The sequence below is a fragment of the Simplicispira suum genome (genome assembly GCF_003008595.1).
Classification (GTDB): domain Bacteria; phylum Pseudomonadota; class Gammaproteobacteria; order Burkholderiales; family Burkholderiaceae_C; genus Simplicispira; species Simplicispira suum.
This window is the reverse complement of record NZ_CP027669.1, coordinates 1,451,812-1,476,289: the sequence shown is the minus strand read 5'-3', so window position 1 is coordinate 1,476,289 and position 24,478 is coordinate 1,451,812. Positions and strand designations below refer to the sequence as shown.

23 protein-coding genes are annotated in these 24,478 nt (G+C 64.1%); 10 read left to right on the top strand and 13 right to left on the bottom strand.

All coding sequences use genetic code 11. The features are described 5' to 3' along the window. Position 1: 1 nt before the first annotated feature. The 5 genes from C6571_RS06975 to C6571_RS06955 are packed head-to-tail and all read right to left on the bottom strand — an operon-like array spanning position 2 to position 4,784. On the bottom strand, positions 2 to 1,036 hold the full coding sequence (locus tag C6571_RS06975) for an SMP-30/gluconolactonase/LRE family protein (RefSeq protein WP_106446049.1): 1,035 nt from the start codon (positions 1,034 to 1,036) through the stop codon (positions 2 to 4). An 11-nt stretch (positions 1,037 to 1,047) separates the two neighbouring features. After that, on the bottom strand, positions 1,048 to 2,367 hold the full coding sequence (locus tag C6571_RS06970) for a TRAP transporter large permease (protein WP_106446048.1): 1,320 nt from the start codon (positions 2,365 to 2,367) through the stop codon (positions 1,048 to 1,050). Beyond that, positions 2,364 to 2,963 carry a TRAP transporter small permease subunit gene (locus tag C6571_RS06965; RefSeq protein WP_106446047.1) on the bottom strand — a complete coding sequence of 200 codons (600 nt, stop codon included), beginning with the start codon at positions 2,961 to 2,963 and terminating at the stop codon, positions 2,364 to 2,366. Before C6571_RS06965 ends, C6571_RS06970 begins: the two co-directional genes overlap by 4 nt. Positions 2,964 to 2,986: 23 nt before the next feature. Continuing rightward, positions 2,987 to 4,060 (bottom strand): C4-dicarboxylate TRAP transporter substrate-binding protein, encoded by a 1,074-nt coding sequence (locus C6571_RS06960; protein WP_106446046.1) that lies wholly within the window; start codon positions 4,058 to 4,060, stop codon positions 2,987 to 2,989. 22 nt (positions 4,061 to 4,082) lie between these two features. Continuing rightward, positions 4,083 to 4,784 carry a TetR/AcrR family transcriptional regulator gene (locus tag C6571_RS06955; protein ID WP_106446045.1) on the bottom strand — a complete coding sequence of 234 codons (702 nt, stop codon included), beginning with the start codon at positions 4,782 to 4,784 and terminating at the stop codon, positions 4,083 to 4,085. Between the two features lie 91 nt (positions 4,785 to 4,875). Between C6571_RS06955 and C6571_RS06950 the strand changes: the two genes are divergently transcribed. Further along, positions 4,876 to 7,032: an acetoacetate--CoA ligase gene (locus C6571_RS06950; RefSeq protein ID WP_106446044.1), complete on the top strand. Its 2,157-nt coding sequence runs from the start codon at positions 4,876 to 4,878 to the stop codon at positions 7,030 to 7,032. A gap of 80 nt (positions 7,033 to 7,112) precedes the next feature. Beyond that, positions 7,113 to 7,745, top strand: a complete 633-nt coding sequence (gene pssA, locus C6571_RS06945; protein WP_245901441.1) for a CDP-diacylglycerol--serine O-phosphatidyltransferase — start codon at positions 7,113 to 7,115, stop codon at positions 7,743 to 7,745. Positions 7,746 to 7,883: 138 nt separating this feature from the next. On the opposite strand, the gene C6571_RS06940 is transcribed toward pssA, so the two are convergent. From C6571_RS06940 to C6571_RS06925, 4 genes are all read right to left on the bottom strand, one after another. Next, on the bottom strand, positions 7,884 to 8,816 hold the full coding sequence (locus C6571_RS06940) for a DMT family transporter (protein ID WP_106446043.1): 933 nt from the start codon (positions 8,814 to 8,816) through the stop codon (positions 7,884 to 7,886). A gap of 96 nt (positions 8,817 to 8,912) precedes the next feature. Then, positions 8,913 to 9,194, bottom strand: a complete 282-nt coding sequence (locus C6571_RS06935) for a hypothetical protein (protein WP_146139314.1) — start codon at positions 9,192 to 9,194, stop codon at positions 8,913 to 8,915. A gap of 26 nt (positions 9,195 to 9,220) precedes the next feature. Further along, positions 9,221 to 10,432 (bottom strand): hypothetical protein, encoded by a 1,212-nt coding sequence (locus C6571_RS06930; RefSeq protein ID WP_106446041.1) that lies wholly within the window; start codon positions 10,430 to 10,432, stop codon positions 9,221 to 9,223. 153 nt (positions 10,433 to 10,585) lie between these two features. Further along, a complete protein-coding gene (locus tag C6571_RS06925) occupies positions 10,586 to 13,090 on the bottom strand; it encodes a PAS-domain containing protein (RefSeq protein ID WP_106446040.1) in 2,505 nt (834 codons plus the stop codon). Positions 13,091 to 13,318: 228 nt separating this feature from the next. Between C6571_RS06925 and C6571_RS06920 the strand changes: the two genes are divergently transcribed. From C6571_RS06920 to minE, 4 genes are all read left to right on the top strand, one after another. Next, positions 13,319 to 14,188 carry an ion transporter gene (locus C6571_RS06920; RefSeq protein WP_211300708.1) on the top strand — a complete coding sequence of 290 codons (870 nt, stop codon included), beginning with the start codon at positions 13,319 to 13,321 and terminating at the stop codon, positions 14,186 to 14,188. Between the two features lie 125 nt (positions 14,189 to 14,313). Further along, the gene (gene minC, locus C6571_RS06915) at positions 14,314 to 15,051 is read left to right on the top strand and encodes a septum site-determining protein MinC (RefSeq protein WP_106446038.1); all 738 of its coding nucleotides are present in this window, start codon (positions 14,314 to 14,316) and stop codon (positions 15,049 to 15,051) included. A 44-nt stretch (positions 15,052 to 15,095) separates the two neighbouring features. Beyond that, positions 15,096 to 15,911, top strand: coding sequence for a septum site-determining protein MinD (gene minD, locus C6571_RS06910; protein WP_106446037.1), 816 nt, complete (start codon positions 15,096 to 15,098; stop codon positions 15,909 to 15,911). 3 nt (positions 15,912 to 15,914) lie between these two features. Beyond that, positions 15,915 to 16,181 (top strand): cell division topological specificity factor MinE, encoded by a 267-nt coding sequence (gene minE, locus C6571_RS06905; RefSeq protein ID WP_106446036.1) that lies wholly within the window; start codon positions 15,915 to 15,917, stop codon positions 16,179 to 16,181. A 286-nt stretch (positions 16,182 to 16,467) separates the two neighbouring features. On the opposite strand, the gene C6571_RS06900 is transcribed toward minE, so the two are convergent. The 4 genes from C6571_RS06900 to C6571_RS06885 form a co-directional block, all read right to left on the bottom strand. Then, positions 16,468 to 17,043: an MOSC domain-containing protein gene (locus tag C6571_RS06900; protein ID WP_106448091.1), complete on the bottom strand. Its 576-nt coding sequence runs from the start codon at positions 17,041 to 17,043 to the stop codon at positions 16,468 to 16,470. A gap of 47 nt (positions 17,044 to 17,090) precedes the next feature. Beyond that, the gene (locus C6571_RS06895; RefSeq protein ID WP_106446035.1) at positions 17,091 to 17,546 is read right to left on the bottom strand and encodes an SH3 domain-containing protein; all 456 of its coding nucleotides are present in this window, start codon (positions 17,544 to 17,546) and stop codon (positions 17,091 to 17,093) included. A 133-nt stretch (positions 17,547 to 17,679) separates the two neighbouring features. After that, complete coding sequence (locus C6571_RS06890) at positions 17,680 to 18,327, bottom strand: response regulator transcription factor (RefSeq protein ID WP_106446034.1); 648 nt, start codon at positions 18,325 to 18,327, stop codon at positions 17,680 to 17,682. Further along, positions 18,324 to 20,363 (bottom strand): sensor histidine kinase, encoded by a 2,040-nt coding sequence (locus tag C6571_RS06885; protein WP_170094700.1) that lies wholly within the window; start codon positions 20,361 to 20,363, stop codon positions 18,324 to 18,326. The genes C6571_RS06890 and C6571_RS06885 overlap by 4 nt, the downstream gene beginning before the upstream one ends. Before the next feature lie 39 nt (positions 20,364 to 20,402). Between C6571_RS06885 and C6571_RS19485 the strand changes: the two genes are divergently transcribed. The 4 genes from C6571_RS19485 to C6571_RS06870 all read left to right on the top strand — a co-directional run bounded on the left by C6571_RS19485 (position 20,403) and on the right by C6571_RS06870 (position 24,406). After that, the gene (locus C6571_RS19485; RefSeq protein WP_146139312.1) at positions 20,403 to 21,434 is read left to right on the top strand and encodes a DctP family TRAP transporter solute-binding subunit; all 1,032 of its coding nucleotides are present in this window, start codon (positions 20,403 to 20,405) and stop codon (positions 21,432 to 21,434) included. Positions 21,435 to 21,550: 116 nt separating this feature from the next. Continuing rightward, a complete protein-coding gene (locus C6571_RS06880) occupies positions 21,551 to 22,534 on the top strand; it encodes a TRAP transporter substrate-binding protein (RefSeq protein ID WP_106446032.1) in 984 nt (327 codons plus the stop codon). Positions 22,535 to 22,598: 64 nt separating this feature from the next. Continuing rightward, complete coding sequence (locus C6571_RS06875) at positions 22,599 to 23,126, top strand: TRAP transporter small permease (protein ID WP_106446031.1); 528 nt, start codon at positions 22,599 to 22,601, stop codon at positions 23,124 to 23,126. Next, positions 23,123 to 24,406 carry a TRAP transporter large permease gene (locus C6571_RS06870; protein WP_106446030.1) on the top strand — a complete coding sequence of 428 codons (1,284 nt, stop codon included), beginning with the start codon at positions 23,123 to 23,125 and terminating at the stop codon, positions 24,404 to 24,406. The genes C6571_RS06875 and C6571_RS06870 overlap by 4 nt, the downstream gene beginning before the upstream one ends. The last annotated feature ends 72 nt before the right edge of the window (positions 24,407 to 24,478 follow it).

Genomic DNA, 24,478 nt, shown 5'->3' with positions numbered 1-24,478 from the left:
ATCAATTCCAGTGCGCGAGGGGCAGGCCAGCCACCGGCGAGCGAAAAAACGGAATGCGCGTGCCCATCAGGCTGCCGAGGTAGACGGTGCGCAGGTCTGGCCCGCCAAAGGTGATGCTCGCCATCCAGGGCGCGATGCTGCCGCGCGCGGCCAGCATGGCCTCGGGGCTGACGTACCCTGCGGCCATGCTCTCCAGCAGGCGCCGCGAGGCCTCGGGGTTGCCGTCGTCGAGCAAGATGCGCTTGTCGCCCTGGGGCGTGAGTGCAATCAATTGGTCCACCATCACCAGCGTGCACCACAGGTTGCCGTGCGCGTCGAAAGCAATGCCGTCGGGGAAACCACCCAGGTGGCTGGGCCCAAAAATTTCGCGGTCGGTCAGGCGCACGCGTGGACCGCTGCCGTCCACTCGCATGCGGGTGATGTGCGGGCCGGTGGTTTCCACGATGTAGAGCCACTCGCCCGCCGCGTCCAGCCGGATTTCGTTGGTGAAGTGAAAACCATCGGCCACCACGTAGAGTCCGGTGTCGTCGAGCACCGCCACGTAACCATCGCGCACGCGCGTGCCGGCCGCTTGGGTCCACGGATTCATGCGGGTGGAGACGGTGATCCAGATGCGGCCCTTGGCATCGCGCAGCACGAAATTCACTTTGCCAATCGGCTGGCCGTCAATGGTGTCGGCGAGCAGCCGCGTGTGGCCTTCGCGCGTCATCACCTCGAGCACGTCGGTACCGAAGTTGGAAATCAGGATGTCGCCATTGGCAGCAAAGGCCAGGCCGTTGGGCAGGGTGCCAGTGGTGAACTTTTGTTCCACCGCCTGCGCATCTCGGGCGGTTGCTGCGCCAAATCGCGCGTCGGCCTGCTGGCCGATAAAACGCTGCGTGCCGTCCGGCGCGATGCGCATCACGCCGCCGCGCGCATCGGCGGACCACAGCGTGCCGTCGGGCTCGGCCAGGATGCACTCGGGGCGCTGCAGGTCGTGGCCGACATAAGCGATGGCGGCGCGGTCCACGGTGAAGCCGTCGATTGGATTGGGCATGGCTGGCTCCTCTATTTCAGCAGCACCAGGCTGATGGCAGGAAAGAAGATGAGCAGCAGCAAGACAGTCAGCATCATCAGCGTGAACGGCGCGGTGCCGCGAAAGATGTCGCCGAGCGACACGCTTTCGTCCTGCAGCGTGCTTTTGATGACGTAGACCGACAGGCCGAACGGCGGCGTCAGCAGGCCGATCTCCACTGCCACCACGGTGACCACGCCGAACCAGATCAGGTTCATGCCAAAGCCCTCGGCCAGCGGCAGCATCAGCGGCAGCACGATGAGCAGGATGGACGAGGAATCCACCACCATGCCCAGCGCAATCACGATGAGCACATAGAGCATCAGAAACGCCGTCGCACCCAGCCCCGCCTGCGCCATGGTTTCCACCAGAAACTGCGGCATGCCCGACATCGCCAGCATGCGCGTGTAAATGGTGGCGCAGATGATCAAAAAGCTGACCGACACCGTGACATGGCCGGTCTCGGTCAGCACGCTCCAAAGCGTGCGCGCGTTGAGCTTGCGCCGCAGCAGCGCGATGATGAGCGCGAGCAGCGCACCCACGGCGCCGGCCTCCGTGGCGGTGAAGTAGCCGGCGTACAGGCCGCCGAGCACGGCCACGATCATCAGCACGCTGGGGATGATCTTGCGCACCAGGGTGCCGAGCGGCATCAGATCGGCATCGTTGCTTGGCAGCGGCGCGCCGCTTGCAAACACCGAGCGCGGCCAGACAAAGGACATGACCACGATGCCCACGGCGTAGGCCAGCGCCAGCAGCAGGCCCGGCACGATGCCGGCAGTGAACAAGTCGCCCACCGACTGGTTGGACAAGAACCCATACAGAATCATCAGCAGGCTGGGCGGAATCAACATGCCCAGCACCGAAGAGCCCGCGACCACGCCCACGGCAAATTGGGGGTTGTAGCCATAGCGACGCATCTCGGGCACCGCCACGCGGGTGAACACCGCAGCCGAGGCGATCGATATGCCGGTGATGGCGGCGAACACGGCGTTGGACGCTACGGTGGCGATGCCCAGGCCCCCGCGCAGGCGGCGCAGCAACTGGTTGGCCACCTCGAACGCGTCCTTGCCGATGTCGGCCATGGCCACCAGAAAACCGGTAAGCACAAACAGCGGCACCACACCAAAGATGTGACTGGCAATGGCGTCGCTGCTGGCCTGTGCCAGCAGGTTGGCCGCAATGCCGGGGTCGCCCTTGATGAGCCAGACGCCGACAAAGGACACCACGGCCAGCACCACGGCCACGTGCATGCCGGCCCAGATCAGCGCCAGCATCAGCACCAGCGAGGCGCAGGCAATCAGTGTCGGGCTCATGCGCCGTGCCCCGTAGCGCGCATCTGGCGCACACGCGCAGCGCGGCGCACATCGGCCAGCGCCAGCAACACAAAGGTAATGAGCGTGGCACAGAGACCCACCAGCATCACTACGCGAACCGGCCACACGGGCGCGGTGAAGTCGCCGATGGCGCCCACGTATTCGCGCATGCGGATCGACTCCCACAGCGTTGGCCAGGCAGCCCACAGAATGGTGCCCATCAGCAGCGCGCCTACCAGGTGAAAGAACGCGTGCAGCAGCGCCGCCAGCACCGGGCGCTTCTTCTGCAGACCTTGCAGCAGCACGTCGGCACGCGTGATGCGGCCGCTGTGCAAGGTGTCCGCCAACTGCAGGAACACGATGCCGACGATGGACAGCGACACCAGTTCCGTGACGCCGCGCACCGGCGCATGGAACAGGTTGCGTCCCAGCACGTCGGTGTTGATGAGAACCATGAGCGCCACAATCCACAGCGTGCCCAGCGCGTTGAGCGCCTGGACCACGCGCTGAAAGCCCGCCGGCAGCGGCTGGCCGTAGGCGTCCTTGGGTACGGCGTCCGGTTCTTGCGCGAGCGCTGTGGTGTTGGTGGGCTCCATGGGTTCAGGCGCTTCGCACGGCCTTACTTTGCCGACCAGTCGCGCGGCAGATCGGCGCCGTTTTTCTTGAGCCCTTCCACATAGCCCTTGAGTACCTCGTCGGCGGGCAGCCCCTTGGCTTGCAGGTCGGCCGCCCAGGTCTTGGCGATCGGCGGCAAGGTGTCGGCCCAGCGCTTGCGCTCGGCGGCCGGCAGTTCGCTGATTTTTGCACCGGCTTCTTCCATCTTCTTGAGCAGGCCGGCGGCAGCGGCCGCTTGCGCGGCAGCAAAGCGGGTGCTGTATTCGTCGCCAACGTCGCGGAAGATCTTCTGCACCTCGGGCGGCAGCTTGTCGAAGCGCCCCTTGTTCATGGCGATGCCGCCAGCGAACTGGGAGCCGAAATTGACTTTGGTGATGTAGGGCGCCACTTCGTGCACCTTGGCACCCCAGGCGCCGGTGGCAAAGGTGATGACGCCGTTGGACACGCCGGACTTGATGTCCTCGTAGTAGGTATTCAGGTTGCCCGCCACCGCCACCGCGCCGGTGTCGCGAATCCAGTTGGCCGAGGGTCCGGGCGCCGTGATCTTCTTGCTCTTGAGATCGTCCACCGAGTTCACCGGAAAGTTGGTCCACAGGTGGTAGGAGTCGAGCGCGGCGCCGCCCAGGTACACCAGGCCGTTCTTGGTCCAGGTGCCGCCCATGGCGGGGACGTCGTGCTGCAACTGGTTGACCACCTTGGTGACGGTGCCGATGTCGTCGGAGCCAAAGGGGGCAAAGTAGCTCACGTTTTGCAGCGGAAAGCGCGGCGCTTCAAAAATGGTGCCAACAAAGCCGATGTCGGCCACGCCGTCGGCAATGCCCTTGGATTCGCTGCCGATCTTGATCAGGGTGCCACCCCAGGCGCGCGTCCAGTCGATCTTGGTCTTGCCGCCAGCGGCTGCCAGGCGCTTGTCCACCTCGGGGATAAAGAACTCGTCAATCAGCTTGACCCACAGAAACACCGGCGGGTGGCCGCCCGCTGCGGTGAGGCGAATGGTTTGCTGGGCATGTGCGGCGCCGGTGGCAACCAGGGCCAGCGTGGCGGCCAGGGTCAGGCGGTGCAGGGTACGGCGGTGCATAGGAAGTCTCCTTGTGGGTGGATCAAGCGGTTGCGACAGGATGCGTGAGCGGCGGCGCCGGCAGCAGCAGCGCGCCAATTCCAGCGGTGATGAAGGCGGTGAGCAGCGGCGCGGCCTGCGCGTCGTGGGGGGTATTGGCGCCCAGCGACAAGCGCTCGACGCGGTGATCGATCAGGTGGTGCAGCAGCGCGCCCATGGTGAACTGGTAGGCCCAGGCGGTCTGGGCGCGCGTGCTGCCGGGGCAGGCCGCCTGCAGCGCCGCAATGAAGGCGTGGGCCATGGGGTCAAAGAAGTCGGCCAGCACCTGTTCGGTGCCAGGGGTGCGGTACAGCAACTCGCGCGCCACCAGCAGGGCGTAGTACTCGCCTTCGCTGCTGGCACGCAGCTGCAACACCGGCTGCACAAAGGCGTGCACGATGCGACCCAGGTAGTGGCCATCGCGTGGACTCGTCTCGGCCTGCGCCAACAGCGCCAGGCGCTCGGAGATGGTGCTGCGCCAATGCGCAAAGATGGCGTGAAACAGCTCGTGCTTCTGGCCAAAGTAATAGCCCACCAGCGCCAGTGGCACGTCGGCCTTCTGGGCAATCTGCCGGATGGATACGGCGTGGTAGCCATGCTCGGCAAACAGCATTTCTGCAGCCAGCAGAATGGCCGCGCGGCGATCAGGTCGCTCGCCAGTGGCGGGTTTTGCGCGGCGTGTGCGCGGGCGTGTGAGCGTCGGCATGTCCAGATATTGAACGCTCGTACAAAACCCTTGTACAACCGTACAAACCCTAGTCGCATCGCCGCGTCTGTGGCGCTACCCTCAAGAGCCTATGCAAGCGCCCCACATTCCCCAGATTCGCCTCTACCAGGACTGGCTGCGCGCCGAGCGTGGCCTGCACTTTGGCGACTACGACGCGCTCTGGCGCTGGTCCACGACCGATCTCGACGTGTTCTGGCAAAGCATCTGGGAGTTCTTCGACATCCAGTCGCCGACGCCGCATTTGGGCGTGTTGGCCAAAAACGCCATGCCAGGCGCGGTGTGGTTTCCCGGCGCGCAGCTGAACTATGCGCGCCAGGTGCTGCGCCATGTCGATGGCGCGCACGCCGCCGGCATGCCAGCCATCGTGGCCAGCAACGAGCGCGGCGCGCAGCGCGAACTCTCCTGGCCCGAGCTGCGCCGCCAGGTGGCCTCGCTCGCGCTGCACCTGCAGGCCGCAGGCGTGCAGCCGGGCGATCGCGTGGCGGCCTACCTGCCCAACATTCCTGAAGCTGCCGTCGCGCTGCTGGCCACGGCGGCCATTGGCGGCGTCTGGAGCATTTGCGCCCCCGACATGGGAACGCAGGCGGTGCTGGACCGCTTCCGGCAGATCGAACCCACGGTGCTGATTGGCGTCGATGGTGTGATCCACGGCGGGCGCGAGCACGACCGCCTGCCGGTGCTCGCCGAGCTGCGGGCGCAGTTGCCCAGCCTGCGCCACTGCGTCGTGGTGGGCAACCTGGATGCTTCTGTTTCTGTAGCTGGATGCACAAGCTGGACAAGCGCTAGCGGCCAAAATGATGCTGAGGTTGAGGGTTTTGAGCCGATGTGGTTGCCCTTTGACCACCCGCTGTGGATCGTCTATTCCAGCGGTACCACCGGCCTGCCCAAGCCCATCGTCCATGGCCATGGCGGCATGCTGCTGGTGCTGATGGAGCTGGGCGCCCTGCACAACGACATTGGCTGCAGCTACGCGCCCAACAGCTGGGGCGAGCGCTACCACTGGTACAGCTCGACCGGCTGGGTGATGTGGAATGCGCAGATGGCGGGCCTGCTGCTGGGAACCACCTGCGCCATTTTTGACGGCAACCCCGGCGGATCCAAAGACGCGCCCGACTGGACGCAGCTGTGGCGTTTTGCTTCTGACACCGGGGTGAGCTTCTTTGGCGCGGGCGCGGCCTTCTACGCCAACTGCATGAAGGCCGGAATCTCGCCTGCCCAGTGCGGCGATCTGACCCGCATCCGCGCGCTGGGCTCCACCGGCTCGCCACTGTCGGCCGAAGTGCAGCAATGGGGCACGCGCTTCATGGCGGCGGCGGGGGTCGATGGCAACCGGGAAGATGGCATCTGGTGGGCCAACATCTCGGGGGGCACCGACTTTGCCGGCGCCTTCATTGGCGGCAACTGCGAGCTGCCGCAAATCCCCGGCCGCATGCAGTGCCGCATGCTGGGCGCCGCTGTCGAGGCCTGGGACAGCAACGGCCAGCCGGTACTGGACGCTGTCGGTGAACTGGTCTGCACGCAGCCCATCCCGTCGATGCCGCTGTACCTGTGGGGGGACGTGAGCAGCGCCGGGCCGCCCCAAGCTGCGAAGGCCCCCTCGGGGGGCAGCGACCCACACGCAGTGGGGGAGCGTGGGGGCCATCCCTTTGGCGAACGCTACCTGTCGAGCTACTTCGACAGCTTTCCTGCGGGCCACGGGCGCCTGCCCGGTGGCGGCGACGGGCCGCCCGAGATGGGCGCCGTCTGGCGCCACGGCGACTGGATCGAGATCGGCAGTGCCGAGCACCCTGGCTGCGTGATTTACGGCCGCTCGGACGCCACCATCAACCGCCATGGCCTGCGCATGGGCACGAGCGAAATCTACAGCGCCGTGGAAGCCCTGCCGGAGGTGCTCGACAGCCTGGTGGTGGATCTGGAATACCTGGGGCGCGAGAGCTACATGCCGCTCTTTGTGGTGCTGCGAGCGGGCCACACGCTTACCGACGCGCTGCGCGCGCGCATCAACAACGCCGTGCGCACCGCACTGAGCCCGCGCTTCGTGCCCGACGACATCTTCGCCGTGCCCGAGGTGCCGCGCACGCTCAGCGGCAAAAAGCAGGAGCTGCCGATCAAGAAGATGCTGCTGGGCCAGCCGCTCGACAAAGTGGTCAACAAGGACGCCATGGCGAACCCCGGGTGCCTGGACTGGTACGTGGCGTTTGCGGCAGAGCGCGCAGCGCAGGGCTGAGGCGCTGCGGCGCCGGACTACACCGGGCGCCAATGGAGCGCTTTCATAATGGCCTACTCCTACCCGCCGCAAAGCAGCCCATGACCGACCCGATTGCTGACCGCCCCAAACGTTTCTCCATGATTCGCGAGTTCCACCTCGCCGACTGGTTCACGCTGGGCAATGCCGTCTGCGGTGTGGGCGCATTGTTTTCCGCCATGACTTACCTGGAAAACGGCGACCTGCGCCATGTGTACTTTGCGGCGGCGCTGGTGCTGGCTGCGCTGATTTTCGACGTGCTCGATGGCCGCGTGGCGCGCTGGCGGCAAAAAAGCTCGGCCATGGGGCGCGAGCTCGATTCGCTGGCCGATGTGATCTCGTTTGGCGTGGCCCCCGCTGTACTGGCCTATGCCTGCGGCATGCAGGGCGGGTGGGACCGCATCGTGCTGGCGTATTTCGTAGCCTGTGGCGTCTCGCGCCTGGCGCGCTACAACGTCACCGCCGAAACGCTTTCGGGGGACGACGGCAAGGTGAAGTATTTCGAAGGCACCCCCATTCCCACCTCGATCGCGCTGGTGGCCCTGCTGGCCGTTGCTGCAGCGATGGGCGCAGTGCGCGAAACGCTGTGGTTTGGCCAGTGGCATGTGGCGGGCTGGGGCCTGCACCCGCTGGTGCTGGTGTTCGCGCTGTCGGGCTCCTTGATGATCAGCCGCATTCGCATCCCTAAAATTTAGGGTTTTTAGGCCTCTGGCGCTTATTGGGTAAGCGTTGATAGCTATCTATTAAATAGCGTTCTGCGCCATGCAGGCCACCCCTGAGTTGAACCGAAGGGTCTTTGCAGTTCGGTGCGGGCCCGCGCGTCGGTGGCGTACCTAGGCGCCCGCCGCCATGCGCGGCCGGCGGTTGACGACGATGATGCCCACCGCCACCAGCGTCAGTGCCGCCAGCAGGCCGGGGGTAATGGTCTCGCCGAGCCAGAACGCGCCAAAGAGCAAGGCAAACACCGGCGTCAAAAAGACAAAGGACGACATCTTGGTGGCGTTGTAGTGCGCCAGCATCCACATCCACGCCAGGTAGCTGGCAAACGCCCCCACCAGCGACTGCAGCAGCAGCGAGGTCCAGGCAAAGCCGCTCAGTTGCAAAGACCAGGTCTCGCCCAGCGCCAGCGACAGAAAGGGAAGCACGGCGGTGCTCATTCCCACCTGGTAGAGCAATTGTTTGGCGGGGGCGATGCGGCCAACGGGCGTGCTGCGGATCACCACGGTGGTCAGCGCCCACATCAGGCCTGCAGCCAGGCCCAGCAGGTCGCCCAGCCAAGCCAGCGGCTGGGTTTGCACAGCGGGATGCCACAGACCGTCTCCCAGCGCCAGCGCCGCGCCGACGAAGGCCACAGCCAGGCCGACCCATTGCCAGCCGCGCAGTCCTTCGCCGGCGACGAAGCGCGGCAGGATCAGTGCCACCCAGAAGGGCGCGCAGTACAAAAACACGGTCAGGCGCGAAGCCTGCGTGTACTGCAAACCGATATAGATGCATGCAAACTCGCCGGCAAACAGCGCCCCGGCCAGCAGGCCGCCCCAAAGCGCTGCGCGGCTCTCGTGCCGGGGGCTCACAGGTACGCCGCGCCACAGACACCACAGCAGCACGGCGGCGCTCGCTATGGCAAAGCGCACAAAGGCCTGGAACACGGGCGCCACTTCGGTTACGGTGGCTTTGACCAGTACCTGTTGAAAGCCCCAGAACAGGCAGCAGGCCAGGAGGATGGAAATGGAGAGGGCGTCGAGATGGGACTTGCGCGTGTCGGACATGGGGCCGATGCTAATGCAGGGCCCGATGTCACCGGGGAGATCGAGCCGCGCTTTGTCTGGCCTCAAAGCTCGGCAGGCCCCTCGCGCAGCAGCCGATCAAGGGCAAGCCCAGGTGCCGTTGCTGCGCGTGAACAGTGCGTTGCCGTAGAACACGGCGTTGCCGTCGCTGGCCAGTGCCCAGGAGTCTGCATTCTCGCGCGAGATCGCGGCTTGCCGTTGCCATGTGCTGCTATTGCGTGCATACAGTGCCATATACAAGCTGCCCACCATCGGGCCGCACGAGAGATCCGCTGGCTTGATGTCGAGTTCTGGGGGCTGACGCCCAGGATCATTGCTGGCAAGGATGGCGAGGGTGTTGCCATCGCCAGACAGCTCCATGGTGCTGAGCGAGCTAGCCCCAACAGTCACCAGGTACACAATGCCAACGGGAATGCGGGCTTGCTGGCTCCACGTGCCATTTTGCTGGGTAAAGACCAGCGCGAAAGGGTGGTCGTCTGTGGTGAAAGGGCGCCAAGATAAAAAGCGCCTTGATTCACTGCCAAGGTTTTGCCGTCTGCTGCCAGAGCCAATAGATCCACAGATTTGCCGCCCGTTTCCAGCAAGGCTTGTTGAGACCACGATGTTCCATTGCGAACGTAGGTCACTACGGCGCCAATGGATGTGGAACCGACGCCTGCGGGTGTGTTGAAGCTCAGCGATGTCGCAAGCAGGTTGCCATTGGCAGACAGCGCCAAATGGCCAATGCTCCCAGCGCGGCATGGTTGTGGGCATGCCGAGGGTGCGGTGGGTGCTTCCAGATAGGCTTGCTGATCCCAGGTACTGCCGTTGCGTTGGTAGAGGTACACCACACTAGTGAGCGCATTGACATTGCCGTTGGTTGGTTCCATTCCTTGTATGGCCAGGGTGCTGCCGTCCGAGGAGAGCGCGACCTTCTCCCCGAAATAGCTCTTGCCGGAGCGCAGAACCGTTTGTGGCTGCCATGGTTGCGCGCTGCTGGGGCGCATGAAAACGTACACAGCAGAGTCGGCGGCGGGGCTCGACTGGCCGATGGCCAATGTCAGGCCGTCCTTGGACAGTCGTGGATAGCCGTCCAAACCGTAGGTAAATTTGCTGGGGGCACGTCCCGAGGGGAATTCATGGCTGATGGCATTGACTATGTCATAGGTCTTCGCCGCCGTAAAAGCGCCGCAACTGCTGGCGTCGCACGCGCGCAGGCGGTAGTAGGCGTTGAGGCTTGCTGCCAGGCTGGACGCAGAGGCGGTTGCATGGAGGGATCCTGCAATCTGTTGAATTCCCGCTTGAGAGTAGGTAAAACCGGTGCCGGTGGCTTGGTTGTAGTCGTCTGCCTTGGCCTCTTCCAGCGGGCCCGTGCCGTCCGGGTCCACAAACAGTTCATAGCGGGTGGCGCCAGGTGTGGCGCTCCATCCGAAGGTTCCGAGGTTGCTCACCGTGAAGTTCGTGGGTGCCGCGAGGTTGGTTGCGGGTGGCTGCGCCGTGTCGCCAGAGCCGCCGCCACAGCCCGCCAGGGCCACCAGGACGCAGCCCAGGGCCACAGCGGTTCGCAAAGGGCTTGTGGCGCGCGAGTGCGCAGGAATCAAACCGGGGGTGGGGGGCATCTCAAAAATCCTTCTTGAAAACGAATGATGCGCCGGCGAACCGTTGGGGGCCACCGCGCTGTGCCGGGCGATTGGAACACTGCCTATAGAAAACGGCGTTTCTATTTGTACTACTGTGTCTGCAGGGCGGGTCAGGGCAAGGCAGGCCCTTGCTCACGCCGTGCTGCCACCCGGCAGGCCGCCCAGCCATTGCCGCAGCGCGTCGCCGGGCAGTGGGCGGCTGAACAGGTAGCCCTGGCACACGTCACAGCCCAGGCTGTCGAGGAAGGCATGTTGCGCCTCAGTCTCCACGCCTTCGGCCACCACAATCAGACCGAGATGGTGTGCCAGGCCGATGGAGGCAGTGCAGATGGCGGCGTCGTTGGGATTGGTTTCCATCTCCTGCACAAAGCTGCGGTCGAGCTTGAGAATATTCAGTGGAAGCCGCTGGAGATAGGCGAGCGAGGAGTAGCCGGTGCCGAAGTCGTCCATGGCCAGGCGCACGCCCAGGGCGCGAATTTGCTCCAGCCGATGGATGCTGGTCTGGGGGTCCTGCATGGCAACGGATTCCGTGATCTCCAGCGTCAAGGCGGTGCCAGGCAAGCCATTCATGTGCAGTATGTCGGCGATCTGTTCGGGCAGGAGCGGATTGCGCAACTGCACCGCGCTGAGATTGACCGACATGCCCAGATGCGCGTGTCCCTCGCGGTGCCATTGCGCCAGGGCGCTGCAGGCAAGCTGCAGGACCTGCTCGCCCACCTGGTTGATCAGGCCCAGCTCCTCTGCCAGGGGAATGAAATCCAGCGGCGCGATCCAATGGCCGTCGGGGTGTTGCCAACGAATCAGGGCCTCGCAGCCCAACACGGCGCGGGAGCGGCAGTCCACCAGTGGCTGGTAGTGCACCTCGAAGCGCTTGCATGCAACCGCTTCCTTCAGCGCCCGTTCCATGGCCGCGCGCTGGGTGGCCACTTCCATCATGGCCGGGTCGAAGCACCGGTAAGTGCCTTTGCCCATCTGTTTCGCCTGGTACATGGCAATGTCGGCGCTTTGCATCAGGCTGCCGCGGTCGCGTCCGTCCTGCGGGAAAAAACAGATGCCGATGGAGGTCGATGGGCTCAGCTCCTGCCCGGCCAGGGTGACGGGTTGGGACAACTGCTCAAGCAACTTGGTGGCTGCAGACAGGGCATGCTGGGGCTCACCCATGTCTGAAAGCACCACCACGAACTCGTCGCCGCCGAGCCGGGCCACGATGTCGTTCTCGCGCACGGCGCTGCGCAGGCGCTGTGCCGTCACGCGCAGAAACTCGTCCCCCACGCCGTGGCCCATGCTGTCGTTGATGCCCTTGAAGTTGTCCATGTCCAGGAACAGCACGGCCAGTCGGCGGTTGTGGCGCCGCGCGTCGGCCACGAGCTGGTCCAGGCGTGCCTCCAGCGCGTAGCGGTTGGCCAGGCCGGTCAGGGTGTCATGGTGCGCCAGGCGTTCGATGGCGCGGGCGGCGTTTCGCTGCTCGGTAACGTCGGAGTAGAGGGTGACAAAACCACCGTGCGGTATGGGTGCCCCCACCAGATCAATGACGACCCCGTTGGGTCGCACACGCTCCAAGCGATGGTGCGTGGGGTGCAGCGCTTTGGCCGTGAGATCGGCCACGAACGCCTCCACATCCACAGCGCCGTATTCCCCGCGCTCGGCATTGAAGCGCGCCAGTTCGGAAAAATGGGGACACTGGTTGACCAGCTCGCGGCTAAAGCCGAGCAGGCGGATGGCCTCGTCGTTCATCAGCACCAGGTGCAGATTCCTGTCGAAGATGCTCACGCCGCAAGGCAGGTTGTCGGCCAGGGTTTGAAGCAGTTCGTTCTTCTCGGTCAGGGCGGCCTCGCGCGCCTTGTTTTCGGTGATGTCGATGTAGCTGCTGACGAAGCCCACCGTACGCCCGTCGGCCTGCATCGGGCATCCCTCGATCAGGTGCGTGCGGCCCGTGGGCCGGGTGCGTTCGAGCCGGTGGGGCTCAAAACGCAGGGCCCATTCGCGCCGCTGTTGCACGTAGGCTTCGGGGTCTCCTGGGCCGAACTCACCGCGTCTGGCTGGGTAGCGGATCAGGTCTTCGAACGGCACATCGGCATAGACCCCTTCTGGCGGCAGGTCGAGCACCTCGAGAAATTTGTCGTTCCAGCATTTGAGACGCAATTGTTCGTCAAATACCGAGATGCCCTGTGGCAGGTGTGCCAGTACGCTGCGCAGGTACAGCGCCTGGTCGCGCATGGCCGTGGCATTGCGCTCGTGCTCTGTGATGTCGGTGTAGATGCTGACGAAGCCGCCGCCGGGCAGGGGTGCGCCAATGACGTCGAGCACCATGCCGTCGGGGCGCTTGCGGACAAAGCGGTGCGGTTCGAGCCTCAATGCCAGCTCCATGCGCTTGCGGGTCTGTTCGTGCGGGTCGCCGGGGCCATACTCGCCACGGCAGGCATTGAAGTACAGCAAATCTTCCAGCGTGGGCATCTCGCCGGAGAACATTTCCTTCGGAAACTCCAGCATCTCGATGGCCAGGCGGTTGACGGACAAGAGACGCAGTTCGGGGTCGAACAGGGCAATGCCCACCGGGAGATGCTCCAACATCTCCCGGGACAGCTTGAGAGCGTCCTGCAGCGCCAGGGGGCTGAAAAAAGGGAGTTGCTGGTTCAAAGGGCTCTCCCGGATGTTCGGGCGGCTTCAGAAAGAGCACAAGCGCGTGAACAAGGGCCAGGATAGGGTGTCCACCATCGTGACAGAAATGTGTAATTTCTGCGTCCTAGGGTTTGCACCATGCGTCGACGACGCGATGAGACGAAGCGAGTTCTTGAGCTGCTGCGGCGTATCGATTTTCAACGCGGTAAGCGAGGGCAAGCAGACGCGTTGCCTTACAGTGCCGGCATGAGCGCACTGCCTGACGAACCCGCCGCCGCGCTGCACGGATGGCGCCTGCGGGTCTACACCGTCATCTTCGAGGCGGACACGCGCGCCGGGCGCTGGTTTGACCATGCGCTGATTGCGCTGATCTTGCTCAGCGTCGCGGTGGTCACGGCCGACAGCGTTCCCGCCATCAACGCGCGCCTGCACCAACCGTTCCAAGTGGCTGAATGGTTGTTTACGGCGGCGTTCACTATCGAATACCTGGCCCGTCTGGCCACGGTGCGCCATCCTCTGCGCTACGCCACGAGCTTTTTCGGCGTTATCGACCTGCTGGCACTGCTGCCTACCTATCTGGCGCTGCTGCTGCCCGAAGTCCATGCCCTGATCGACGTGCGCGTGCTGCGTCTGCTGCGCGTGTTTCGTATTTTCAAGCTCTCGGCGTACGTGGTCGAGTACCGCAGCCTGGGCCATGCGCTTCGCACCAGCCGGCGCAAGATCACGGTGTTCATCACCGGGGTGCTGATGATCGTGCTAGTGATGGGGACATTGATGTACGTGGTGGAAGGGCCGGAGAACGGCTTTACCAGCATTCCCACCGCTGTGTACTGGGCCATTACGACGATGACGACAGTGGGTTTTGGCGACATCACGCCGCGCACCGAACTGGGGCGCTTCATCTCGTCGGTGATGATGCTGCTCGGCTGGGGCACACTGGCCGTGCCCACCGGCATTGTCACCGCCGAAATGGCCTCGCAGCGGCTGGCGCCGATGCGCACCCCCACCACCCGGACCTGCCACGAATGCCTGACCGAAGGGCACCTGCCCGAGGCGGTGTACTGCTTTCACTGTGGCGCGCAGCTGCCTGCCTGGCAGCACGACACGCCTGCTTGAGGCCGCCAGGGCGCGCCGGAGGGAGCTTGGGCTGGCAAGCGCACGCCCGCAGGAGCACCGGCACGCCCAAGTACACTCGGGCCTTTTCGCGCGCCTGGCACAGCCGGGCGCCACGCTGAGACTTCATGGCCGCAGACACGGCGGGCCCGGCCCGCACCCGTTTTGAGCTCAAGAGCGCTTCGCTGCCCGTGGTGGCGGTGCTGCTGCGATCTCCCGACCCGGAGCTGCTCGCCAGCGAACTGGCCGAGCGCCTGCAGGACGATCCCGGTTTCTTTGACAACGACGCGGTGCTGATTGATCTGGCCTCGCTGCGCGAATGGCAGGAACCCATCGATTTTCCGGCTCTGTGCGCCGTGCTGCGCACCCACGCCACCTTGCCCGTCGCCGTGCGTGGAGGCAGTCCGGAGCAAATGAGCGCAGCCGTGGCCGCTGGGCTGGCCGCCGCCCCGGACGCTGCACCCGCGCGCACCGCAAGCGCACCGCGCGAGGTGGTGCATGAAATCGAGGTGGTGCGCGAAGTACCGGTGCCCGGACCCGCGACGGTCGTGATCGACAAGCCGCTGCGCTCGGGCCAGCAGGTGTACGCGCGTGGCGCGGACCTGGTCGTTCTGGCTGTGGTCAGCTTTGGCGCCGAAGTGATTGCCGATGGCAACATTCATGTCTACGCCCCACTGCGCGGGCGCGCCATTGCCGGCGCCCGTGGCAACACCGAGGCGCGCATTTTCACCACCTGCATGGAGCCGCAGCTGGTATCCATTGCAGGCATTTACCGCACCACCGAGGTGGCGATTCCACCCGAGGTGCTGGGCAAACCTGCCCAGGTGCGGCTCGACGGCGAAAAACTGCTGATCGAGCCGTTGTAAGCCCCATTTTTCTCTGAATTTTCTCTTTTCAATACGTACTACACATGGCCAAAATCGTCGTCGTGACTTCCGGTAAAGGTGGCGTGGGCAAGACCACCACCAGTGCCGCCTTTGCTTCCGGCCTTGCCTTGCGCGGCCACAAGACCGCCGTGATCGACTTTGACGTCGGCCTGCGCAACCTCGATCTGATCATGGGGTGCGAGCGCCGCGTGGTGTACGACCTGATCAACGTGATCCAGGGTGAGGCCAACCTGAACCAGGCGCTCATCAAGGACAAGAACAGCGAGAACCTGTTCGTGCTTGCCGCCAGCCAGACGCGCGACAAGGACGCGCTCACGGTCGAGGGTGTCGGCAAGATCCTCGAAGACCTGGCGGCAATGGACTTTGAATACATCGTCTGCGACTCGCCCGCCGGCATCGAGAGCGGCGCCCTCATGGCCATGCACTTTGCCGACGAGGCGCTGCTGGTGACGAATCCCGAAGTGTCCTCGGTGCGCGACTCGGACCGCATCCTGGGCATGCTGGGCAGCAAGACCAAGCGCGCCATCGAAGGGGGCGAAGCCATCAAGGAGCATCTGCTCATCACCCGCTACAACCCCGGCCGCGTGCAGGAGGGGCAGATGCTGAGCCTGGAAGACATCCAGGACATTCTGCGCATCAAGCTCATTGGCGTCATTCCGGAATCCGAGGTGGTGCTGCAGGCGTCCAACCAGGGGCTGCCCGCCATCCACCTGCAGGGTACCGACGTCTCGGAAGCCTACAAGGACGTGATCGACCGCTTTCTGGGCGAAGACAAGCCGCTGCGCTTCATCGACGCCGAGAAACCCGGCTTCTTCAAACGCCTGTTCGGGAGCAAGTAAGCCATGGCGTCATTCCTCTCCTTCCTGCTGGGCGAAAAGAAGAAAACCGCCAGCGTCGCCAAGGAACGCCTGCAAATCATCCTGGCGCACGAACGCAGCGGCCGCAGCGCCGCCGAGCCCGACTACCTGCCGGCGCTGCAGCGCGAGCTGGTGGCGGTGATCAGCAAGTACGTGAAGATCAACCCGGACGATCTCAAGGTCAGCCTGGAGCGCCAGGACAACCTGGAGGTGTTGGAGGTGAAGATAGAACTGCCGGAAACAGCGCGCTGATTTTTTAGTCAAATTGGGCTCTAGCGCATACCAGGCAAGCGTTAGCAGCTATCAAAAACAAACTGATCCAGCGAATGGGGCCCTAGGAGGCTGTCGGACTTGGAAATCGTCGGCTGCAAATCGACCGCAGCGGTCCATTTTTGGCTTCGCCGCTCTTCGAGAACACCGTCTTTTTGCCCCATAGCGGGGCTATGAGGCTGCAAATCCGGCAAAAACTGTCCTCGCTGGGGCCGATTTTGGTGAAACCTTCGGTTTTCGCTTTCGACGCTCCAAGTCCGACAGCCTCCTAGCGTGCGTGTTTGGCCCACTTGCCAGCGATCGCCTGCGCAATGCTCAGCGCCCGCTGGCCAGGCTGCAGCCAGGCCTCTTGTCCTGCCGCAATGCTCCCTGGCTGGTCCACAGCCAGGTAGTAGCCGCAGTTTCCCGCCCGCGCCATGGTGCGCCCGGCCAGTGCGAAACCCATGACGGCATCGAACTTGTAGCAGGGCTCGCGCGGCGCGGTGACGCGCAGCACGCAGTGGGGGAAATGCAGGCGGTCACCCACATACACCTCGCTCTCCAGCAAACCCTCCACCGTGAGGTTCTCGCCCATGAACCCTGGCGGCAGTGTTTCGTCCGGCAGACCCAAGCCGCGCTGTCGGCGCGCGTCGTGCCAGAACGCGTAGTGCTGCGCCGGGTAGGCGTAGACCGCCTTGTCCAGGCCGCCGTGCGCGCTGAGGTCGGCTTGCTCGTCCCCTTCCAGGCCCAGACGCGCCACGGCCATGGGCCCGCTCACCGGGCGCTTGCCTATGCCAGAGAGCACACTGCGCTCGCCAATGTGCAGGCGCTGGCAGCGGCCGATGTTGAGGCTGAGCACGCGCAGGCGCGGCGCTGGGTGCGCAGCGTGTGGCGCTTGCGCGGGCTGCGGCGCTACCAGCCCCACACGAGTCGCCTCGACACCCAGCCGGTGGGGCCGCCTTCCTGTTTGATCTTGACCCAGTCGCGCTTGCGCTCCAGGGTTTTGAGAATCTCGCCGCGTGCGGCCTTGGCCAGCACGCGGCTCTTGAGGCTGGGGGCGCTGCGAATGTTCAGCACATGGACCTTGACAACGTGGTGTGGCGTGCGCGTGCTGGTCAGCGGCCGGTAGACCCAGCCCCGGTCATTTTCAAAATCGCGCACCTTGAGCCATTTGCCCTTGCGCCCAAGAACTTCCAGTGGATAACCGCGGCTGAGGACCCACAGCGCTTCGTGCTGGGTGCCTGCGCCCGAGCGCATGTTGATCTCGGGACGGTTGACCGCCACCATGTCGCGGGCGCTTACGGCGGCGCTGCAGGCCAGCAGGGCCAGAGCGGTGAAGAGGGAAGGCAGCGATTTCAATCGGATCATGGGGCTCCAGGTCAAGAGGGGGCAGTTCGCGCAAAGGCAATCGCGCCCATTTTTTCATCCTGAGCCAGCTTGTCAAAAACGGGCGGGTTTGCCGCAGTACAGCGCAGGGACTTGTTTTGCCTCGCTTCGGGCGTCATTCCGTGCTTTCGCCGGACGTTCCCGGCAAGGCACCAAGCCGGCCCAGTTGGTGCGCCAGTTCGATCGCCGATTGCACGCCCAGCTTGTTGAAAATATTGGCTCGGTGAAACTCCACTGTGCGCTGGGTGATGCCCAGATGGTCGGCAATGGTCTTGTTGTAGTGGCCGCGGATCAGCTCGGCCAGCACCTCGCGCTCGCGCTGACTCAGGCTGGCCAGTGCGGCGCGCAGGCGCTGGGTCTGCAGGTCGGTGGCGCGCTGCGCGCTGGCGGCGGCCAGGGCCTGCTCGATGCGGTCCACCAGCAGGTTGTCCTGAAAGGGTTTTTCCAGAAAATCCCAGGCCCCGTTCTTGACGGCTGCCACGGCCATGCCCACGTCGCCGTGCCCGGTGAGAAACAGCACTGGCCATGGACAGCCCATTTGCTGCAGGCGCTCGAACGTGGCCAGGCCCGAGAGCGGCTCCATGCGGATGTCCATCAGCACCACGGCGTGGTCCCAGTCGGGTGCCAGCTTGCCGATGCCGTGCAGGAAAGCGTCACCGCCCGACCAGGTGGCCGCGTGGTAGCCACGCGAATCGAACAGCCAGGCCAGGCCGTCGCGCACGTCGGCGTCGTCGTCAACGATATGGATGGCGATGCGGTTCATGTCGTTTCTTTGGTTCCAGCGGCTGCGCTCGGCACCAGCGGCAGCCAGACCGTGAACCGGGCGCCGCCCAGTTCGGGGTCGCGTCCCACTTCGATGCGCCCGTGGTGTGCTTCGACGATGGAGCGGCAAATGGCCAGGCCCATGCCCATTCCGCCTTCCTGTGTGCTGAAGAAGGCGTTGAAAATTTGTTCGCGGTCTGCCTCGGCCACGCCGGGCCCGTTGTCGGCTACCGAGACGCTCGCCATGCGCTCTGCGTGCGCGCAGGCCAGCGAGACGCGCACCCGCGCCGGCTTGCCGCTGTGCACAGACCAGGCGCAGGCGTTGGCAAGCAGGTTGTTCAGCACATGTTCGAGCAGCAGCTCGTCGGCTTGCACCCAAACGCCACCCGGTGTGGCCGACCATTCCACGCGCACCGCATCGGCGCGCGGATGGCTGGCGATGCAGCGCTGCACGAAACGGGCCAGGTCTACCGGCGCCAGGACCAGTTCGCGCCGCCGCGCAAAGGCGTTGACACGCTGGATGATGCCCCCCGCCTTGTCCGACAGGCGCGCCATGCGTTGCACTACGCGTTCAATCTCGTCGGCCGTGACGCTGCGGCTTTTCAATCGGTTGAGCAAGCCATGGGCAAAGCTGCTCAGCGCGCCCAGCGGTTGGTTGAGTTCGTGTGCCAGCGTGGATGCGGCTTCGCCCACCGCCACCAGGCGCCCAGACGCCTCCAGGCGTTCTTGCTGCTGTGCAGCCAGTCGCTCGGCGCGCTTCTTCTCGCTAATGTCCAGAACAGAACTCATCCAGCCCACCGGTTCGCCGCTGGCGGTGGCCAGCGGCGCTTCGTGGATCAACACGTCTACCAGGTGACCGTCGCGGTGCTGGAACTGCACCTCCAGGCCTTCGCTGCGCGTTCCCTGCGCAATCACGTCCTGGTGCATCACGTTGATTTCGTCGGCACGGTTGGCCGGCCAGTACGGCATGGGTGCGCGGCGGCCTACCAGTTCGGCGGTGCTGTAGCCCACCATGCGGCAAAAGGCTTCGTTCACGTACAAAATCTGTCCGTCGGGGGCCCAGGCGCGCATGCCGATGGTGACCGAATCCTCCATGGCCGTGCGCAGCACCATCTGGGCCTGCAGCAGCGCCTGCACGCGTTGGCGCTTGCCGATGTCGCGCCGCAAGGCCAGCAAGCTGACCAGCATGCCAGCCAGAAACAGCAGCGCCACCGTGAGAAACAGGCGCGGCACCATGGCCGGCTGCGCGCGCAGCGGCGCAATCTCGATGAACATGTCGGTGCCGGGAAGATTCATCGCTGCGAGGTAAGGCGCATAGGCAGAACTTTGCTGCGATACGGGTGCCAGCGCCGGGTCATCGGCCAGACGCACCCGGTGCGTTTGATGAAACCAGGCGGGCACCAGCCCGTCCACGCAGGCCTTCATCGACAGCGCCGCCAGGTAGTTGCCCAAAAACTCGCCGCGTTCGAAATAAGGTACGGCCAGCCACACGACGTCGGTGGCATTGCCTTGTGCGTCGCGCAGCGGGCCGGCATAGCTGGAGCGGCGCAGGCCGACGGCAATGTCGAGCATGCTCGACAGCGCTTCGTCGTTCCAGGGGTTGGCGGCACGCGCCTGGCGCAGGTCCTCGGGTTGGTTGGCTCCAGGCTGATCCGGGTCGTAAGCCTGCCAGCCGTGCCAGAGAATGGCGCCGGGCTGGTTCCACAGCAGCCCTCCTTGTACGCTGGGCGCGGCGCGGGGGCTGACATCGGGGCGTTGCAGCGCCTGCCGGGCCAGCACCCGCAGATCTTCCTCCAACCGCACAAAGTGAAAGCGCACGCTTTGCTCCAGCCACTGGCCGTCCGAGACACGGCGGCGCTCTTCTTCTTCGTGCTCGAAAGCGTTGAGATACAGCACCAGCGCCACCACCGAGGCCACCACCAGAAGCAGCAGCCCCAGCAGCCACCACAGCGTGCGACGCCCGCGCGGCGCCTGTCCGGACGGGGTCTGCTGCAGCAGGGCGAAGTCAAGCGGCGGCGTGCGTGGCAAGGGTTGCATGGGAGTGTTGGGGCTCTCGCCTCGCCGTAGCATAGCGGCATGCCCAGCCGGATCGCACACGCACTCTCGCGGCGCCACGCCTTGCTCGCCGGCGCTGCGCTTGGACTTGCCGCAGGCAGCAGGGGTCTGCGCGCGGCGTCCGGCGCGTTCACGATCCGGTTTGCGCATGTGGTCGCCGAAGACACGCCCAAAGGCCTGGCGGCGCGGCGGTTCCAGGCCCTGGTGCAGGAGCGCTCGGGCGGGCGCATCACGGTCACCATCTACCCCGAGGCCCAGCTTTACGGAGACCACGACGAAGTGCAGGCGCTGCAGCTGGGGGCGGTGGAGATCCTGGCGCCCTCGCTGTCGAAATTTGGCCGCATCGGGTTCCCCGAGTTCGAGCTGTTTGACCTGCCCTATTTTTTTCCTGATGTTGCGGGTGTGCGGCGCATCACGCAGGGCGCTCTGGGTCAGCGCATGCTGGCCCGGTTGGAGCGCCAGCGTCTGGTGGGCCTGGGTTTTATGGACAACGGTTTCAAGCACATGAGCGCCAACCGACCGCTGCTGGAAGTGGCGGACTTTGCGGGCCAGCGTATGCGCATCCAGGCGTCGCGCGTGATTGCAGCGCAAATGCGCGCCTTGGGCGCGCAGCCGGTGACGCTCGCTTTCAGCGAAACGCGCCGCGCTCTGGCTGCGGGGGTGGTTGACGGCACCGAAAACCCGATCTCCAACTTCTGGACCCAGGGCATGCAAGAGGTACAGACGGACTTGAGCCTGACAGAACACGGCTATCTGGGCTATGCGGTGGTCACCAGCCAGCGCTTCTGGCTGGCCCTGAGCGCGAGCGACCGTGCGCTGGTCCGCGACGCCATGGGACAGGCCCTGGCGTTCGGCAACCAGATTGCCGATACACAGAACGAGAAGGCCCTGGCTGCTCTTCGTACCTACGCGGGAACACGCATTCATCCGCTGACGCCAGCTCAGAAAGGGCGCTTGCGCGCTGCGGTGCAGAGCGTGCACACCGGTCTGGCACAACGCATTGGCGCAGACTGGCTCGAGGAAGCCCGCGCAGCGCTGGAGCGGATGCCATGAGGCTGAGGTGGAGTCGCGGGTTTTCCCTAGGCGAGCAACTGTTGAAGCCCACAGTTGTCAGCGCAGAGCTTGGCCCGTATCGTTCGCTCACTGTTTTTCAACCTGGAGACAAACCCATGAAATTCACCCTGAAGCTGCTCGCCGCCAGTGCCCTGCTCTCGCTCGGCTTTACCGCCCACGCTGCGCCCATCGTCATCAAGTACAGCCACGTTGTGGCCGACGTGACGCCCAAGGGCAAGGCGGCGCTCAAGTTCAAGGAACTCGCCGAAAAGGCGCTGCCTGGCAAGGTGGAGGTCCAGGTCTTCCCCAACAGCCAGCTGTTCGGCGATGGCAAGGAAATGGAAGCCTTGCTGCTGGGCGACGTGCAGGTCATTGCACCGTCGCTTGCCAAGTTCGGCAAGTACACGCCCAAGCTGCAGATCTTTGACCTGCCCTTCCTGTTCGATGATCTCCAGGCCGTGGACCGCTTCCAGGCCAGCCCGGAAGGCCAGTCGCTTCTCAACTCGATGACCAAGAAGGGCATCACCGGTCTTGGGTACATGCACAACGGCATGAAGCAGCTGTCGGCCAACACCAAACTGTCCATGCCTGCAGACGCCAAAGGTCTGAAGTTCCGCATCCAGGCGTCCGATGTGCTGGAAGCGCAGTTCAAGGCGGTCGGTGGCAATCCGCAGAAAATCTCATTCTCCGAGGTCTACCAGGCGCTGCAGACCGGCGTGGTCGATGGCACCGAGAACCCCTGGTCCAACATCTACAGCAAGAAGTTCCACGAAGTACAAAAATACATCATGGAAAGCGACCACGGCGCGCTCGACTACATGGTCATCACCAACACCAAATGGTGGGATGGGCTGCCGGCCGATATTCGCAAAACTCTGAAGTCGGCCATGGATGAATCCATCGCCTACGGAAACAAGGTGGCCTTCCAGGAAGGGCTGGAGTTCAAGGACAAGATCATTGCCGACAAGAAAGCCGAAGTGGTCCCCATGACGAAGGAGCAAAAGACTGCCTGGCGCACCGCGATGAAGCCGGTGTGGAAGCAGTTTGAAGGCGAGATCGGCAAGGACTTGATCAGCGCTGCCGAGCGCGCCAACAAGTAAAACGCTACGGCACCATCACAGCTGCAAGCCCCGGCAAAACCGGGGCTTTTTTTGGAGCTACCCCATGAAATTTTTTGACCGTCTTGAAGAGTGGATCATTTCGCTCATGCTGCTGGCCATGACCGGCCTGACCTTCTACCAAGTGGTTCTGCGCTACGTGTTCAACAGCGGCCTTTCCTGGGCGCTGGAACTGACCACAGTGTTCTTTGCCGTCATGATCTTCATCGGGGTGCCCTATGGCGTGCGCGTGAGTTCGCATATCGGTGTGGACGCACTCGTTAAATTGCTGCCTTCGCGCCAGGTGCGCGTGGTGGGCATCCTCGCCACCTTGCTGTGCTTGTTGTATGTCGGCTTTGTCTTTACCGGCTCGATGGAGTATGTGCTCAAGATGAAGCAGGTTGGCATCGAACTGGAAGACATGCCCATCGAGCGCTGGGTTGTGCTGGCGGTCATGCCGGTGGGGATGGCGCTGACTGCCTTTCGGTTTCTTCAGATCCTCTACGACCTGGTGACTGGCCGCAGCGAAGGTTTGCGCCTTGCCGATGAAGCTGCCGAGGCGATGAGCCTGAAGGCCAAGGAGGATGACGTATGAACACGCTGGTACTGTTTGCGCTGCTGTTTTTCTGTATGGCGATCGGTATGCCGATTGCGATCAGCCTTGGGCTCTCGAGCATCGTTACCATCGTTTTCTTCTCGCCGGACTCCCTGGCGAGCATGACGATCAAGATGTTCGAGACCAGCGAGCACTACACGCTGCTGGCAATCCCGTTTTTCGTTCTGGCGGGCGTGTTGATGTCTACCGGTGGCGTCGCCAAGCGCATGGTGAACTTTGCCATCGCCGCTGTCGGGCATCTGCGAGGCGGCCTCGCCATCGCCTCGGTGCTCGCTTGCATGCTGTTTGCGGCGGTGTCGGGCTCCAGCCCCGCCACGGTGGTGGCCATCGGCTCCATCGTGATCGCAGGCATGGTGAAAAACGGTTACCCGATGGAGTTTGGCGCGGGCGTCATCTGCAACGCCGGAACCCTGGGTATTTTGATTCCACCGTCCATCGTGATGGTGGTCTATGCCGCCATCACCGAAGTTTCGGTGGGCCGCATATTTCTCGCCGGTGTGGTTCCAGGATTGGTACTGGGACTGATGTTGATGACCGCCGTCTGGTGGCGTGCGGGCAAACTCAAGACCACGCCGCCGCCTAAGGCCAGCATGGGCGAGGTGCTGCGCGCGCTGCGCGAGTCCATGTGGGGCCTGGCGCTTCTGGTCATCATCATGGGCGGTATCTACGGCGGGATCTTCACGCCCACCGAAGCGGCAGCCGTATCCGCTGTGTACGCCTTGTTCGTCGCTGTGTTCATTTACCGCGACCTGGGTTTCAAGGACCTTCCGCATGTCTTCCTGGAAGCCGGACGCACCACCGTGATGCTGATGTTCATCGTGGCCAACGCCTTGCTGTTTGCCCACGTGCTGACCACCGAGCGCATTCCGCAGACCATTGCCGAACAGATCGTCGGCATGGGCATGGCGCCGTGGATGTTTCTTGTGGTGGTGAACGTGATCCTCTTGATCGCGGGCAACTTCATGGAGCCCACGGGCATCATCCTGATTCTGGCGCCGATCTTCTTCCCCATCGCCACGCAACTCGGCATCGACCCGATTCACCTGGGCATTATCATGGTGGTGAACATGGAGATCGGCATGGTGACACCGCCTGTGGGACTGAACCTGTTTGTTACGGCGGGGGTCACTGGCATGAACCTGGTGCAAGTGACCAGGGCGGCGCTCCCTTGGCTCTCGGTACTGTTGATATTCTTGGTGATGGTCACCTACATCCCGCAGATCAGCCTGTTCTTGCCGAACTTGCTCATGGGAAATTGAGCCTCACTGTCGGGAAAGAAAAAGCGGGGCTGCGGTCCCGCTTTTTTCGTCAGTTGCCTTGCGGCGTTCCCG